A 13,612-nucleotide genomic window follows, 5' to 3' on the forward strand; every position below is an offset into this window, starting at 1 on the left:
ACAGGTTTGCCGTTACATTCCACCAGCTTGATCACAATATTGAGCGGCTTAACCTGGGGAATATCACAGGTTAAACGTGTGCCAATACCAAAACTCAACTGCACACGAGAAGAGAAGTGGCGGTAGAGCTCAATCGCTTTTTTCAAATCGAGGTTATCTGAAAACACCAGCGTTTTGCTCAGCGGATCAATGCCCAGTTTTTCATAATGGGCGATGGCTTTTTCACCCCATTCCACCGGGTCGCCTGAGTCATGGCGTAAACCCTGATAGCGGGTCGCAAACTCGACGCCAAAGTCACGTAAAAACGCATCCATGGTGATGCAATCGGTCAGCGCAATGCCGAGTTGGTCAGGATATTCATTTAACCAGGCGGCCAGGGCAACGCGCTGGCTGGTGGCAAGCTCAGGGCTGATTTGCTGATGAGCCTGGAACCACTCATGCGCCTGCGTGCCCATTGGGGTTAATGACAGGCGGCGGGCCAGATCGTAGTTACTGGTGCCGACAAACCAGGGCTCTCGCTGCAGGCGTTTAACAATAGCCTGCTGTACTTCACGTGAAAAACGACGACGCGTACCGAAATCCATCAGATGGAAGCGGGACATATCGACATCTTTCGTTAAAGCAGAGAATTCTACTAGTTTGCTTTCCAGCTCATCGAGTGCCTGCGGGACGCCTGATGCGGGCGAACGGTAACGGTGTACCATCTCACTGATAACCGCTAGCAGCGGGACTTCCCACATGATCACTTCACGCCACGGCCCGGTTAAGCGGATGTTCAGCTTACCGTTATCATTGGTGACGCAAACCTGTTCCGGGTTATAGCGGAAATCACGTAACCAGGTGAGGTAATCAGCTTTAAAGAAAGGCAGGTCGGAGAGCCACTGGTACTCGTCCTCCTGCAGTCGCAGGTGTTGCATAGCATTCACCTGCTCACGAATAGAATCGGCATAAATACCGAGCAGGTCATCGCCACGGCAACGAAATTCAGCCGCTACTTGTACATCATAGTAGTGGTGAAAAACGGCTTGCTGCATATGCAACTTATAAGCGTCTGTATCCAGCAGCGAGTGCAGAACAGGAGAAGCGAATTGTGTCATAGGTGCGCAGTAGCATCCTCTCACGGGAGCGTTTAGTACAATAAACAACTAAGAAAACCGCTGGAGTATACCTTGTTTAGCGATTTATTGAACCCCGATCACACCATAAGCTGTCTTTCTGGTCGAGGGCAATTCGTGCCGCGTGTTATAAAAATGTAGCAAAAAGGGTGTTTGTGCCTGAAAAGATGAACATTCTGCGTAGCGCGATTTACGCAACAGGAATAGACTGAAGCCGAGACTCTACCAAAGATGCTAAAGGTTTTTTATGACACAACAGCCACAAGCCAAATACCGTCACGACTATCGTGCGCCGGATTACCAGATTACTGATATTGACTTGACCTTTGACCTGGATGCTGAAAAAACCGTGGTCACCGCCGTGAGCCAGGCTGTCCGTCATGGCGCGTCCGATGCGCCCCTGCGCCTGAATGGTGAAGATCTGACCCTGGTGTCGATCCACGTGAACGACGAGCCGTGGGCAGAGTATAAAGAAGAAGAGGGCGCTCTGGTCATCAGTCAACTGCCGGAACGTTTTACGCTGCGTATCGTGAATGAAATTAGCCCGGCGGCCAATACCGCGCTGGAAGGACTGTACAAGTCCGGCGACGCGCTGTGCACCCAGTGTGAAGCGGAAGGGTTCCGCCATATTACCTGGTATCTCGACAGGCCGGATGTTCTGGCGCGTTTTACCACCAAAATTATCGCCGATAAAACCCAATATCCGTTCCTGCTCTCCAACGGTAACCGTGTGGCGCAGGGGGAACTGGAAAATGGTCGTCACTGGGTACAGTGGCAGGATCCGTTCCCGAAACCGTGTTATCTGTTTGCGCTGGTAGCCGGTGATTTCGACGTCCTGCGCGACACCTTTACCACCCGTTCCGGGCGTGAAGTGGCGCTGGAACTGTACGTCGATCGCGGCAACCTGGACCGCGCGCCGTGGGCGATGACCTCGCTGAAAAACTCCATGAAATGGGATGAAGAGCGCTTTGGCCTCGAATATGACCTCGACATTTATATGATTGTCGCGGTCGATTTCTTCAACATGGGGGCGATGGAGAATAAAGGTCTGAACATCTTTAACTCCAAATATGTGCTGGCACGTACCGATACCGCCACCGACAAAGACTACCTCGATATTGAGCGCGTCATCGGTCACGAATATTTCCACAACTGGACCGGCAACCGCGTGACCTGTCGCGACTGGTTCCAGTTGAGCCTGAAAGAGGGGCTAACCGTGTTCCGCGATCAGGAGTTCAGTTCCGATCTCGGCTCACGCGCGGTAAACCGGATCAGCAATGTGCGCACCATGCGCGGCCTGCAGTTTGCCGAAGATGCCAGCCCAATGGCGCATCCTATCCGTCCGGATATGGTCATTGAAATGAACAACTTCTATACCCTGACCGTGTACGAAAAGGGCGCTGAAGTTATTCGTATGATCCACACCCTGCTCGGTGAGGCTAACTTCCAGAAAGGGATGCAGTTGTACTTTGAGCGTCATGACGGCAGCGCTGCAACCTGTGATGATTTCGTGCAGGCGATGGAAGATGCGTCCAACGTCGATCTATCGCATTTCCGCCGCTGGTACAGTCAGTCCGGTACGCCGATTCTGACCGTGCGTGATGACTACAATCCATCCACTGAGCAGTACACGCTGACTATCAGCCAGCGCACGCCGGCCACGCCGGATCAGGCCGAAAAACAGCCGCTGCATATTCCTTTCGCCCTCGAGTTGTATGACAACGAAGGGAAAGTGATCCCGCTGCAAAAAGGCGGGCACCCGGTGAATTCCGTACTCAATGTCACTCAGGCTGAGCAGACGTTTGTCTTCGATAACGTCTACTTCCAGCCGGTTCCGGCACTGCTGTGCGAATTCTCCGCACCGGTAAAACTGGAATACAAATGGAGCGATCAGCAACTGACCTTCCTGATGCGTCATGCGCGTAACGATTTCTCTCGTTGGGACGCGGCGCAAAGCTTGCTGGCGACCTATATTAAGCTCAACGTAGCCCGCCATCAGCAGGGACAGCCGCTGTCGCTGCCGGTACACGTGGCCGATGCATTCCGGGCGATTTTGCTGGATGAGAAAATCGATCCGGCACTGGCGGCAGAGATTCTGACGCTGCCTTCGGTGAATGAAATTGCTGAACTGTTCGACATCATCGATCCGGTGGCGATAACGGAAGTACGTGAAGCGTTAACTCGCACGCTGGCGGCCGAACTGGCGGATGAATTCCTCGCCATCTATAACGCTAATCATCTTGATGAGTACCGCGTTGAGCATGCCGATATTGGCAAGCGTACGCTACGTAATGCCTGCCTGCGTTTCCTGGCCTTTGGCGAAACCCATCTGGCCGACACGCTGGTCAGCAAGCAGTACCGTGAAGCAAACAATATGACCGATGCGCTGGCGGCGCTGTCCGCGGCAGTCGCGGCGCAACTGCCTTGCCGCGACACGCTAATGCAGGAGTATGACGATAAGTGGCATCATGACGGTCTGGTGATGGACAAATGGTTTATCCTGCAATCCACCAGCCCGGCGAGAAACGTGCTGGAAACGGTACGTGGCTTACTGAAGCACCGTTCCTTCAGTATGAGTAACCCGAACCGAATCCGATCTCTGATTGGCGCCTTTGCGGGCAGCAACCCGGCGGCATTCCATGCGGAAGATGGCAGCGGCTATCAGTTCCTGGTCGACATGCTGACTGAACTCAATAGCCGTAACCCGCAGGTGGCGTCACGTCTGATTGAGCCGCTGATTCGCTTAAAACGGTATGATGCAAAACGTCAGACGCAGATGCGCGCGGCGCTGGAACAGCTGAAAGGTCTGGAGAATCTCTCCGGCGATCTGTTCGAGAAGGTAACCAAAGCGTTAGCCTGAAACGTTGACCTGTCGTTTTGTAAGCCGGATTAGGCGGTAACGCCGCCATCCAGCAAAAGGCCCGGTGGCGCTTGCGCTTACTGGGCCTGATTTTTCTAAATGCTTATCCATGCCGGCGGATCGGCTGTTCCGTTTCGCTACGCTGCATTACCCGGTTCAACACTTCTGTTTCCAGCTCTGCCAGACGCACCGAACCAATCCGGCGTGGTCGCGCAATATCCACTGTTAAATCCAGTCCGATTTTTCCATCTTCAATAAGCAACACGCGATCGGCCATTGCCACCGCTTCACTGACGTCATGGGTGACCAGCAGTACGGTAAAGCCGTGCTCTTGCCATAAAGAGACAATCAGCTCCTGCATTTCAAGGCGGGTTAAGGCATCCAGCGCACCGAGGGGTTCATCCAGCAGCAGCAGACCGGGACGATGAATTAATGCCCGCGCCAGGGCCACGCGCTGTTTTTGTCCACCGGACAGGGCGGCAGGCCATTCCTGAGCACGATTCTCCAGCCCAACTGCGGCCAGCGCGTCCCGGGCCGCATCGCGCCAGTGACCTTTCAGACCCAGACCCACATTATCGATAACCGTCTTCCAGGGTAGCAGACGCGCATCCTGAAACATCATTCGCGTATCCTCCTGAATTTCTGCCAGCGGGGTGGTTCCGGCAAGTAATGCACCTGAGGTAGGAGACTCCAGCCCAGCCAGCAGACGCAGCAGAGTGCTTTTACCTCCTCCGCTGCGGCCAACCACGGCAACAAACTGTCCGGCCTGAATGTGCAAATCTAACTGATTGAGCACCGTATTGGCGGCGTATTGTTTCGTCACGGCACTCAGTAAAAGCGGCGTGCCTTGGTTCAAACGAGCGGTATTCATACGGTAGCCTCCTTCACATGGTAAGCCGGCTTCCAGCGCAGCCAGATCCGCTCCAGCCATTGGGCGCTGACGTCGGCAAGTTTGCCGAGCAGGGCGTAGAGAATAATGGCCACCACGACCACATCGGTTTGCAGAAATTCGCGGGCGTTCATTGCCAGGTAACCAATGCCGGCATTGGCTGAAATGGTTTCCGCGACAATAAGCGTCAACCACATCAGCCCGAGAGCAAAACGCACGCCAACCATAATCGAGGGCAGGGCGCCGGGGAGGATCACATGAATAAATAGTGAAAAACCAGACAACCCATAGCTGCGAGCCATCTCTACCAGACCGCGATCGATATTGCGGATCCCATGCCAGGTGTTGATGTAAATCGGAAAAAGCGTGCCCAGCGCGACGAGAAAGATCTTGGCGGATTCATCAATGCCGAACCACAAAATCACCAGTGGGATCAGCGCCAGATGCGGCACGTTACGCAGCATCTGCACCGAAGTATCCAGCAGGCGTTCTCCCCACCGCGAAAGACCGCTAATCAGTCCCAGCGTCAGGCCAATCGATCCGCCGATGGAGAAGCCTACCAGCGCGCGCCAGGAGCTGATCGCCAGATGCTGCCAAAGCTCGCCGCTGGCGGAAAGCGTCCAGAAGGCTTCGACAACGCCCTCCGGAGAGGGCAGGATGCGGGTGGACAACCAGCCCATTGATGATGCGAGCTGCCAGAGCGCGACCAACCCAACCGGTAAAAACCAGGGCGCGAGGCGCAGTAACCACCTGTTTTTCGGCGTTGCCATCAGCAGGCTCCTTAGCTTTGCGCGATTTTGCGTGGGATAAATTCGTTTGCCACCGCTTCGCCTTGTTGATGCTGGCGCTGCGGCTGTGGAATTTCTGGTATAGCGACATCCAGATGTGGGAACAGCAGCTCGCCAACCTTGTATGCCTCTTCCAGATGTGGATACCCGGACAACACAAAACTGTCGATTCCCAGTGCGGCATACTCGTTGATACGCGCCGCGACCGTTGGACCATCTCCGACCAGCGCGGTACCCGCGCCACCGCGCACCAGTCCTACTCCTGCCCACAAGTTCGGGCTGATTTCCAGTTTGTCGCGTTTACCGTTGTGCAGCGCAGCCATTCGCTGCTGACCAACCGAATCCGTTCTTGAGAAGGCGGCCTGGGCTTTGGTAATGGTGTCGTCATCCAGATGGGCTATCAGACGATCCGCTGCCTGCCACGCCTCTTGTGTTGTCTCCCGGACGATCACATGCAGACGAATACCAAAGCGGATCTTGCGCCCGAGCGCCGCCGCTTTGGCCCGCACCTGTTCAATCTTCTCTTTCACCTGTTCAGGTGGCTCGCCCCAGGTCAGATAGAGATCAACCTGCTCGGCAGCAAGATCTTGTGCAACATCAGACGAACCGCCGAAATAAAGCGGTGGCCGGGGTTGTTGTACAGGAGGGAAAAACAGTTTCGCGCCGCGGACATGAATGTGTTTGCCGTTGAAATCCACGGTTTCACCTTGCAGCAAACGCCGCCAGACCTGAGTGAATTCAGCAGAGGCTTCATAGCGCTCGGTGTGATCAAGGAACACGCCGTCACCCGCTAGCTCTTGTGGATCGCTGCCGGTTACCAGGTTGAATAACGCCCGGCCGTTAGAGAGTCTGTCGAGCGTCGCAGCCTGGCGGGCGGCGACCGTCGGCGAGGTTACGCTTGGACGAAGCGCGACCAGAAACTTTAATCGCTGGGTGACCGGGATCATCGACGCTGCGATCAGCCAGGCATCTTCACAGGAGCGACCGGTTGGGATCAGAACGCCAGTAAATCCCAGACGATCGGCTGTTTGCGCAATTTGTTGCAAATAACCGTGATCGACCGGGCGCGAACCTTCTTCCGTCCCCAGATAATGACCGTCACCGTGGGTGGGTAAAAACCAGAACATGTTCAGACTCATAATTTTTCTCCTGCCTGCTGAGTGGGTTGCCAGATACGCTGGCGAATATCGATTTTTTTCGGCACCAGACGGTTGTCATAAAACAGATCCGCGGTTTGTTGTTGTAGGGCGGCAACCGAGGCGCTGACGGGCGTAATGGTGGTTGGCGGACGGTGATCCAGATAAGACGCAATTACCGGCTCGGGCAGACCCATGGTTTTAGCCAGCAGAGTAATACTTTGCTGGCGTTGGCTGAGAGTTAACGCATCCGCCTGGCTAAAGGTATCCAGTACGCCAAGAACAAAAGCGCTATTTTTTTCGGCATAAGGACGTGCAGCGAGATAAAACGAACCGGTCTGCTTGAGGTCTGAGCCGTCTTTCAGCACGCGCACATCACCTTGCAGTAATGCGGCCGAATAGTAGGGATCCCAGATAGCCCACGCATCGACGTTTCCTTGCTGGAAGGCCGCTCGCGCATCGGCGGGGGTCAGATAAGTCGGTTGAATATCGGTAAATTTCAACCCTGCCTGTTGCAGCGCCCGGAGCAGTAAATTGTGGGCGCTGGAACCTTTCTGGAAGGCGACTTTATGCCCTTTGAGCTGCGCAACGCTCTGGATCGGGCTATTTTTCGGCACCAGAATCACTTCGGCTTTCGGTTTGGGCGGTTCGACGCCCACATAAACCAGATCGGCTCCGGCGGCCTGGGCGAAAATTGGCGGAATGTCACCGGTACTGCCGAGATCGATACTGCCGATATTGAGTGCTTCCAGCATTTGCGGTCCAGCCGGGAACTCAATCCACGAGATTTTGGTCTGTGGGTAGCGTTTCTCCAGTAGCTGATGACTTTTTGCCAGCACCATGCTGACGCTTCCTTTCTGATACCCAATGCGCAGGGCATCCGGAGCCGATTCTGCGGCATGCACCAAGGATGACAGTGACAGCAGCCCGGTTAATGCCAGCCATGAGGTATGACGCTTGAGCAGATTAAGCATGGGCGGCACCTCGCAGGGCGTTCAGTTGCGGGAGTTGGAGATCGCGACGATGCAACGCCAGCCAGAAAGTGTCGAGCGCACTGTCCAGGCGCTGCTGCAGGTTGGGCGTAAACTGCGGTTTATGCTGATAGTCGATGACCTGTGAATCATCGGCAAACACGCCGTGCAGGATCTCCTGAGCCTTTAGCGCGCTCAGCACCGGTTTCAGCGCGTAATCGACGGCCAGTAAATGCGCCACGCTGCCGCCGGTCGCCAGCGGCAAAACCACTTTTCCTTCCAGCGCCCGCTCGGGGAGCAGATCGAGCAGCGTTTTCAGTGCGCCAGAGTAAGCTGCTTTGTAGACCGGCGTTGCGACAATCAGCCCGTCAGCATCCTGTAGTTGTTCGATAAATGTCTTCAGCGCCGGACTGTCAAAACGGGCATAGATCAGGTCTTCCGGGGCAAAGTTGTGCAGGTTCCAGTGAAAGACTTCGACATCCTGGCCGTTCAATTTTTCTCGGGCATATTCCAGCAACGCGCTGGAGCGAGAGGGAAAGCGTGGGCTTCCCGCCAGAGTGATGACGCGCATAATGTTATTCTCCCCTTATAACCAATTGTTTGCTTTTGATTAACATTGATAACAATTTGTGCAGTCTGGCAGAGAGACTTTGTTTATCGAAATGATTTATACGGGATAGAAAAGTTGAAAAATGAATAAAAAGGAGGAAGCAGGAAAACGATTGCTATTTATTGCCGCAGGTCAATTCCCTTTTTGCTCGCGATCGCACATAATACGCCCCCGGTTTGCACACCGGGAATCCAGGAGAGTTCATGTACTACCCCTTCGTTCGTAAAGCCCTTTTCCAGCTCGATCCAGAGCGCGCTCATGAATTGACATTCCAGCAATTACGTCGCATTACCGGCACGCCGCTCGAAGCGCTTGTCCGCCAGAAAGTACCCGCAAAACCGGTTACCTGTATGGGGCTGACGTTTAAAAATCCACTCGGGCTTGCTGCCGGACTGGATAAAGACGGGGAGTGCATTGATGCGCTCGGCGCGATGGGATTTGGTTCCATTGAGATTGGTACCGTGACGCCGCGTCCTCAGCCGGGTAATGATAAACCACGTCTGTTTCGTCTGGTCGATGCAGAAGGTTTGATCAACCGCATGGGGTTTAATAACCTGGGGGTTGATAACCTGGTTGAGAACGTTAAAAAATCGCATTTTGACGGTATTCTGGGGATTAATATTGGTAAGAATAAAGATACTCCGGTAGAGAACGGCAAAGATGACTATCTGATTTGTATGGAAAAAGTCTATGCTTATGCTGGTTATATCGCGATTAATATCTCTTCACCGAATACGCCGGGATTACGTACGCTGCAATATGGTGAGGCGCTGGATGATCTTCTGACGGCAATTAAAAATAAGCAAAATGATCTGCAAGAGATCCATCATAAATATGTTCCAGTGGCGGTTAAGATCGCACCGGATCTTTCTGTGGAAGAACTGATCCAGGTTGCTGACAGTTTAGTTCGTCATAATATTGATGGCGTAATTGCGACTAACACCACTCTCGATCGTTCTCTCGTTCAGGGAATGAAAAATTGCGATCAAATGGGTGGCCTGAGCGGTCGACCGTTACAATTAAAAAGTACAGAAATTATTCGCCAGTTGTCTCAGGAATTAAAAGGTCAGCTGCCGATTATTGGGGTTGGTGGTATCGACTCAGTAATCGCCGCGCGTGAGAAAATAGCTGCCGGTGCTTCTCTGGTACAGATTTATTCGGGCTTTATTTTTAAAGGCCCACCGTTGATTAAAGAAATCGTCACCAATATCTGAATGCTACCTTAATCACAATCCAGGGCTTTATTTCTGGCCCTGGTTGTTTTATATTCCTTTACTGTTGCTTATTTAAACATTCTGAGCTTTTATTATTAAGGCAATAAACGAAGCGGCAAAAGGATACAGTCGTAATGGTGATGATTAAGGAAAGGAGAGAAACTGATGCGAATTAAACCCGACGATAACTGGCGCTGGTATTATGATGAAGAGCACGATCGTATGATGCTCGATTTAGCCAATGGCATGTTATTCCGTTCGCGTTTTGCTCGTAAAATGCTCACTCCGGATGCATTTTCTCCGTCGGGTTTTTGTGTTGATGACGCCGCGCTTTATTTTTCCTTTGAAGAAAAATGTCGCTACCTGGATTTAGCCAAAGAGCAAAAGGCGGAACTGGTGCTTAATGCGCTGGTGGCGATTCGTTACCTTAAACCGCAAATGCCAAAAAGCTGGCACTTTGTCGCACACGGTATTAACTGGTCGCCAGTCGTGGGGGATGCTGCTTGTGTGGATTTAAGCGATACGGATGAACAGGTAAACCTGTTAGTGGTTGAACCGGGTGAAAATGCCGCGCTTTGTCTGCTTGCACAACCTGGTGTGGTTATTGCCGGGCGCACAATGCAGCTTGGCGACGCGATTAAAATAATGAATGACCGACTGAAACCGCAGGTTATTGCCGACAGTTTCAGCCTTGAACAGGCGGTTTAACTCTCCAGCCTGATTGTCGTTTTGGGAACGCAACTGCAGCACAGAATCGTCCCGTCATCCCCAATCGCTGATTTTTTCAGCGGACTAACTTCGCCTTCCAACAGTCGAATTCGACAGCATCCGCAAATTCCTGCCCGGCATGAATAGGGCACCCGGATACCCTGGTTTTCCAGTTGTTCAAGCAATACCTGCTGATTATTTCCGCGAAAGGTCTGGCCCTGCCAGTCAATAAGTACCGTGGCATCGGGCTGTTGTTCCAGTGCGGTATCGTCTGGCTCCGCCGCACCGTAAGCTCTGGCGGGACCGGTTGCCAAAATTTCTACCTCATCGCCGACGCGAATAACGCCACTGTTGCGTGCGATAAGATTCTGGCCGAAATCGACGTCGCCGTTATCCACCGCTGTCCGGAAGGTTTGCAGCGTGGCGAGCGGCTCGCCAGACGGATGTTTCTGGCCTTTTTCTGGACTAACGGTAGTGAAAATGCAGCGGCTACAGGGTTTTGCCACATCAAAAATGACGTCGCCAATGCGAATCACTTTCCACGTGTCTTCTGCCCAGGCGTCAGCCCCCGAAACCACCAGGTTGGGGCGAAACTGTTCCATTTTGACGCTTGCTGGACAGCGCTGTTGCACATCGCGCAGAGATGCTTCGTTGGCCAACAGGTAGGGATAACCATCGGCGAAGGACAAAGGAACATCAGCGTGGCGCTTCACCCGGCGTGTCAGTTGCGGACCCACCCAGCGCAACTGCACGTCACGGGAGAAAAAGCCGCTCAGCCACAGGTTGATAGCCGCTGGGGCAATACGCGCGGTAAAATGGTTTCCCCACACCTCTGTTGGCGAATCCTGGGTAGCGAAGTCTGCGAATCGCACGAGCGCGCTGCTGCCGTCTGGAGCCGTGAGATGAAGTCCATCGTGGAAAGGGGAAGGGGTAAAGCGGACCATTTGCGGGAACTGTCGGGCGGTAATGAACGTCCCGTCGGGTTCGGTAATCATAAATATACGATCCAGGGCGAGACCGCTCACGTCTGCCAGGGCGTGCGTGAGTCCAATTCCACGCATTGATTTAACCGGATGAATAAAAAGTCGGGTCAACGTTACCACTGCACAGCCCCTTGAACGAAAATAAGCCTTCAACTTTATGACATACAGCCCATATTAGCTATAATGCGCAGCAATTTTCTAGGAGTAAAAGTGACATTATGAATTCTCTGTTTGCCAGTACGGCCCGCGGGCTGGAAGAGCTGTTAAAAACTGAACTGGAAAACCTCGGCGCGCTGGAGTGTCAGGTCGTTCAGGGTGGGGTCCATTTTAAGGGCGACACGCGGCTTGTTTACCAGAGCCTGATGTGGAGCCGCCTGGCCTCGCGCATTATCCTGCCGATGGGAGAGTGCAAGGTCTACAGCGATCTTGATCTGTACCTCGGCGTTCAGGCAATCGACTGGACAGAGATATTTAATCCTGGTGCTACGTTTGCCGTCCATTTTAGCGGCCTGAACGAGACCATTCGTAACAGCCAGTACGGCGCGCTGAAGGTCAAGGATGCGATTGTCGATGCCTTTACCCGCAAAAATCTTCCGCGTCCGAATGTGGATCGTGAATCTCCGGATCTGCGAATCAACGTCTGGTTGAACAAAGATACCGCCAGCATTGCGCTCGATCTGAGCGGAGACGGTTTGCATCAGCGCGGTTATCGCGATCGCGCGGGCCAGGCGCCGATTAAAGAGACGCTGGCCGCCGCTATTGTTATGCGTTCTGGCTGGCAGCCGGGCACACCGTTACTCGATCCGATGTGCGGCTCCGGCACGCTGCTGATTGAAGCGGCGATGTGGGCAACCGATCGCGCGCCGGGCCTGCACCGCGGGTACTGGGGCTTTAGCGGTTGGGCACAGCACGATGAAGCCGTCTGGCAAGAGGTTAAAGCCGAAGCTCAGGTGCGTGCGCGTAAGGGACTAGCTGACTATACTTCGCACTTCTATGGCTCCGACAGCGATGCGCGCGTGATTGAAAAAGCGCGTAGTAACGCCCGCCGCGCAGGTATTGCCGATCTGATGACATTTGACGTTAAAGATGTCGCCAAACTGAGCAATCCACTGCCGAAGGGACCGTATGGTACGGTGATCAGTAACCCACCCTACGGCGAACGTCTGGATAGCGAACCGGCGCTGATTGCCCTGCATAGCTTGCTGGGCCGTACGATGAAAAACCAGTTTGGCGGCTGGAACTTGTCGCTGTTCAGCGCCTCTCCGGATTTGCTCAGCAGCCTGCAATTACGTGCTGACAAGCAGTTCAAAGCGAAAAACGGTCCGCTGGATTGCGTACAGAAAAACTATCACGTTGCAGAGACCACTGCGGACAGCAAGCCAGCCACGGTCGCTGAAGATTATGCCAACCGCCTGCGCAAGAATATCAAGAAGCTGGAAAAATGGGCGCGTCAGGAAGGAATTGAATGCTATCGCCTGTATGATGCTGACCTGCCGGAATACAACGTTGCAGTGGACCGTTACGGTGAGTGGGTCGTGGTTCAGGAATACGCTCCGCCGAAGACGGTCGATGCGCAAAAAGCACGTCAACGCCTGTTCGATATCATTGCCGCAACGTTGTCTGTCCTGGAAATCGCGCCAAATAAACTGGTGCTGAAAACCCGTGAGCGGCAGAAAGGGAAGAACCAGTATCAGAAGATGAATGAGAAGGGTGAATTCATTGAGGTAAGTGAGTACAACGCCCGCCTGTGGGTCAACCTGACAGACTATCTTGATACCGGTTTGTTCCTCGATCACCGTATTGCGCGCCGCATGCTGGGCCAGATGAGTAAAGGTAAGGATTTCCTTAACCTGTTTTCCTACACCGGCAGTGCCAGCGTTCATGCCGGGCTGGGCGGTGCACGTAGCACCACGACGGTTGATATGTCGCGTACCTACCTGGAGTGGGCTGAGCGTAACCTGCGCCTGAACGGCCTGAGTGGTCGCGCTCACCGTTTAATTCAGGCCGATTGCCTGGGCTGGCTGCGCGATGCCAATGAACAGTTTGATCTGATTTTCATCGATCCGCCGACGTTCTCTAACTCAAAACGTATGGAAGACTCGTTTGATGTACAGCGCGATCATCTGGCGCTGATGAAAGATCTGAAACGTCTGCTGCGTAAAGACGGCACGATCATGTTCTCCAACAACAAGCGTGGGTTCCGTATGGATCTCGACGGTCTGGCTGAACTGGGATTAAAAGCACAAGAAATCACCCAAAAAACGCTTTCCCAGGATTTTGCCCGTAACCGTCAGATCCACAATTGCTGGCTGATTACCGCAGCCTGAAAGGATAAATA

The 13,612-nt window shown here is 53.5% G+C and carries 11 protein-coding genes; 4 read left to right on the forward strand and 7 right to left on the reverse strand.

Translation table 11 applies throughout. The features are described from left to right. Positions 1–1,097: nicotinate phosphoribosyltransferase (pncB, locus tag KQJ19_RS04095; protein ID WP_216403362.1), on the reverse strand; the 1,097-nt coding region annotated here is incomplete at its 3' end. A 265-nt stretch (positions 1,098–1,362) separates the two neighbouring features. Here pncB and pepN point away from each other — a divergent pair. Beyond that, positions 1,363–3,975 carry an aminopeptidase N gene (pepN, locus tag KQJ19_RS04100; protein WP_016152466.1) on the forward strand — a complete coding sequence of 871 codons (2,613 nt, stop codon included), beginning with the start codon at positions 1,363–1,365 and terminating at the stop codon, positions 3,973–3,975. Between the two features lie 103 nt (positions 3,976–4,078). Here pepN and ssuB read toward each other — a convergent pair whose 3' ends face one another. The 5 genes from ssuB to ssuE are packed head-to-tail and all read right to left on the reverse strand — an operon-like array spanning position 4,079 to position 8,330. After that, positions 4,079–4,846 carry an aliphatic sulfonates ABC transporter ATP-binding protein gene (gene ssuB / locus KQJ19_RS04105; RefSeq protein WP_216403363.1) on the reverse strand — a complete coding sequence of 256 codons (768 nt, stop codon included), beginning with the start codon at positions 4,844–4,846 and terminating at the stop codon, positions 4,079–4,081. Then, positions 4,843–5,634 carry an aliphatic sulfonate ABC transporter permease SsuC gene (ssuC, locus tag KQJ19_RS04110; RefSeq protein ID WP_216403364.1) on the reverse strand — a complete coding sequence of 264 codons (792 nt, stop codon included), beginning with the start codon at positions 5,632–5,634 and terminating at the stop codon, positions 4,843–4,845. Before ssuC ends, ssuB begins: the two co-directional genes overlap by 4 nt. Before the next feature lie 11 nt (positions 5,635–5,645). Next, positions 5,646–6,791 carry an FMNH2-dependent alkanesulfonate monooxygenase gene (gene ssuD / locus KQJ19_RS04115; RefSeq protein ID WP_216403365.1) on the reverse strand — a complete coding sequence of 382 codons (1,146 nt, stop codon included), beginning with the start codon at positions 6,789–6,791 and terminating at the stop codon, positions 5,646–5,648. Next, positions 6,788–7,762: a sulfonate ABC transporter substrate-binding protein gene (locus tag KQJ19_RS04120; RefSeq protein WP_103766101.1), complete on the reverse strand. Its 975-nt coding sequence runs from the start codon at positions 7,760–7,762 to the stop codon at positions 6,788–6,790. Before KQJ19_RS04120 ends, ssuD begins: the two co-directional genes overlap by 4 nt. Then, entirely contained in the window at positions 7,755–8,330 is a 576-nt protein-coding gene (ssuE, locus tag KQJ19_RS04125; protein WP_016152471.1) for an NADPH-dependent FMN reductase, read from the reverse strand. The genes KQJ19_RS04120 and ssuE overlap by 8 nt, the downstream gene beginning before the upstream one ends. A gap of 242 nt (positions 8,331–8,572) precedes the next feature. Here ssuE and pyrD point away from each other — a divergent pair, with 242 nt between their 5' ends. Beyond that, positions 8,573–9,583: a quinone-dependent dihydroorotate dehydrogenase gene (gene pyrD / locus KQJ19_RS04130; protein WP_047501150.1), complete on the forward strand. Its 1,011-nt coding sequence runs from the start codon at positions 8,573–8,575 to the stop codon at positions 9,581–9,583. 165 nt (positions 9,584–9,748) lie between these two features. Next, positions 9,749–10,291: a cell division protein ZapC gene (zapC, locus tag KQJ19_RS04135; RefSeq protein WP_016152473.1), complete on the forward strand. Its 543-nt coding sequence runs from the start codon at positions 9,749–9,751 to the stop codon at positions 10,289–10,291. Here the strand turns inward: zapC and KQJ19_RS04140 are convergent. After that, complete coding sequence (locus KQJ19_RS04140; protein ID WP_216403366.1) at positions 10,288–11,394, reverse strand: YcbX family protein; 1,107 nt, start codon at positions 11,392–11,394, stop codon at positions 10,288–10,290. The genes zapC and KQJ19_RS04140 overlap by 4 nt on opposite strands. A gap of 98 nt (positions 11,395–11,492) precedes the next feature. Between KQJ19_RS04140 and rlmKL the strand changes: the two genes are divergently transcribed. Continuing rightward, positions 11,493–13,601, forward strand: a complete 2,109-nt coding sequence (rlmKL, locus tag KQJ19_RS04145; protein WP_016152475.1) for a bifunctional 23S rRNA (guanine(2069)-N(7))-methyltransferase RlmK/23S rRNA (guanine(2445)-N(2))-methyltransferase RlmL — start codon at positions 11,493–11,495, stop codon at positions 13,599–13,601. Positions 13,602–13,612: the final 11 nt, after the last annotated feature.

It is taken from the genome of Citrobacter sp. S46_ASV_140 (assembly GCF_018919545.1).
In the GTDB taxonomy this organism is placed as follows: domain Bacteria; phylum Pseudomonadota; class Gammaproteobacteria; order Enterobacterales; family Enterobacteriaceae; genus Citrobacter; species Citrobacter braakii.

Bases quoted from the DNA above. Each gene is read 5' to 3' on its own strand.
- pepN (WP_016152466.1), top strand. From the start codon at position 1,363: ATGACACAACAGCCACAAGCCAAATACCGTCACGACTATCGTGCGCCG.
- ssuB (WP_216403363.1), bottom strand. From the start codon at position 4,846: ATGAATACCGCTCGTTTGAACCAAGGCACGCCGCTTTTACTGAGTGCC.
- ssuC (WP_216403364.1), bottom strand. From the start codon at position 5,634: ATGGCAACGCCGAAAAACAGGTGGTTACTGCGCCTCGCGCCCTGGTTT.
- ssuD (WP_216403365.1), bottom strand. From the start codon at position 6,791: ATGAGTCTGAACATGTTCTGGTTTTTACCCACCCACGGTGACGGTCAT.
- KQJ19_RS04120 (WP_103766101.1), bottom strand. From the start codon at position 7,762: ATGCTTAATCTGCTCAAGCGTCATACCTCATGGCTGGCATTAACCGGG.
- ssuE (WP_016152471.1), bottom strand. From the start codon at position 8,330: ATGCGCGTCATCACTCTGGCGGGAAGCCCACGCTTTCCCTCTCGCTCC.
- pyrD (WP_047501150.1), top strand. From the start codon at position 8,573: ATGTACTACCCCTTCGTTCGTAAAGCCCTTTTCCAGCTCGATCCAGAG.
- zapC (WP_016152473.1), top strand. From the start codon at position 9,749: ATGCGAATTAAACCCGACGATAACTGGCGCTGGTATTATGATGAAGAG.
- rlmKL (WP_016152475.1), top strand. From the start codon at position 11,493: ATGAATTCTCTGTTTGCCAGTACGGCCCGCGGGCTGGAAGAGCTGTTA.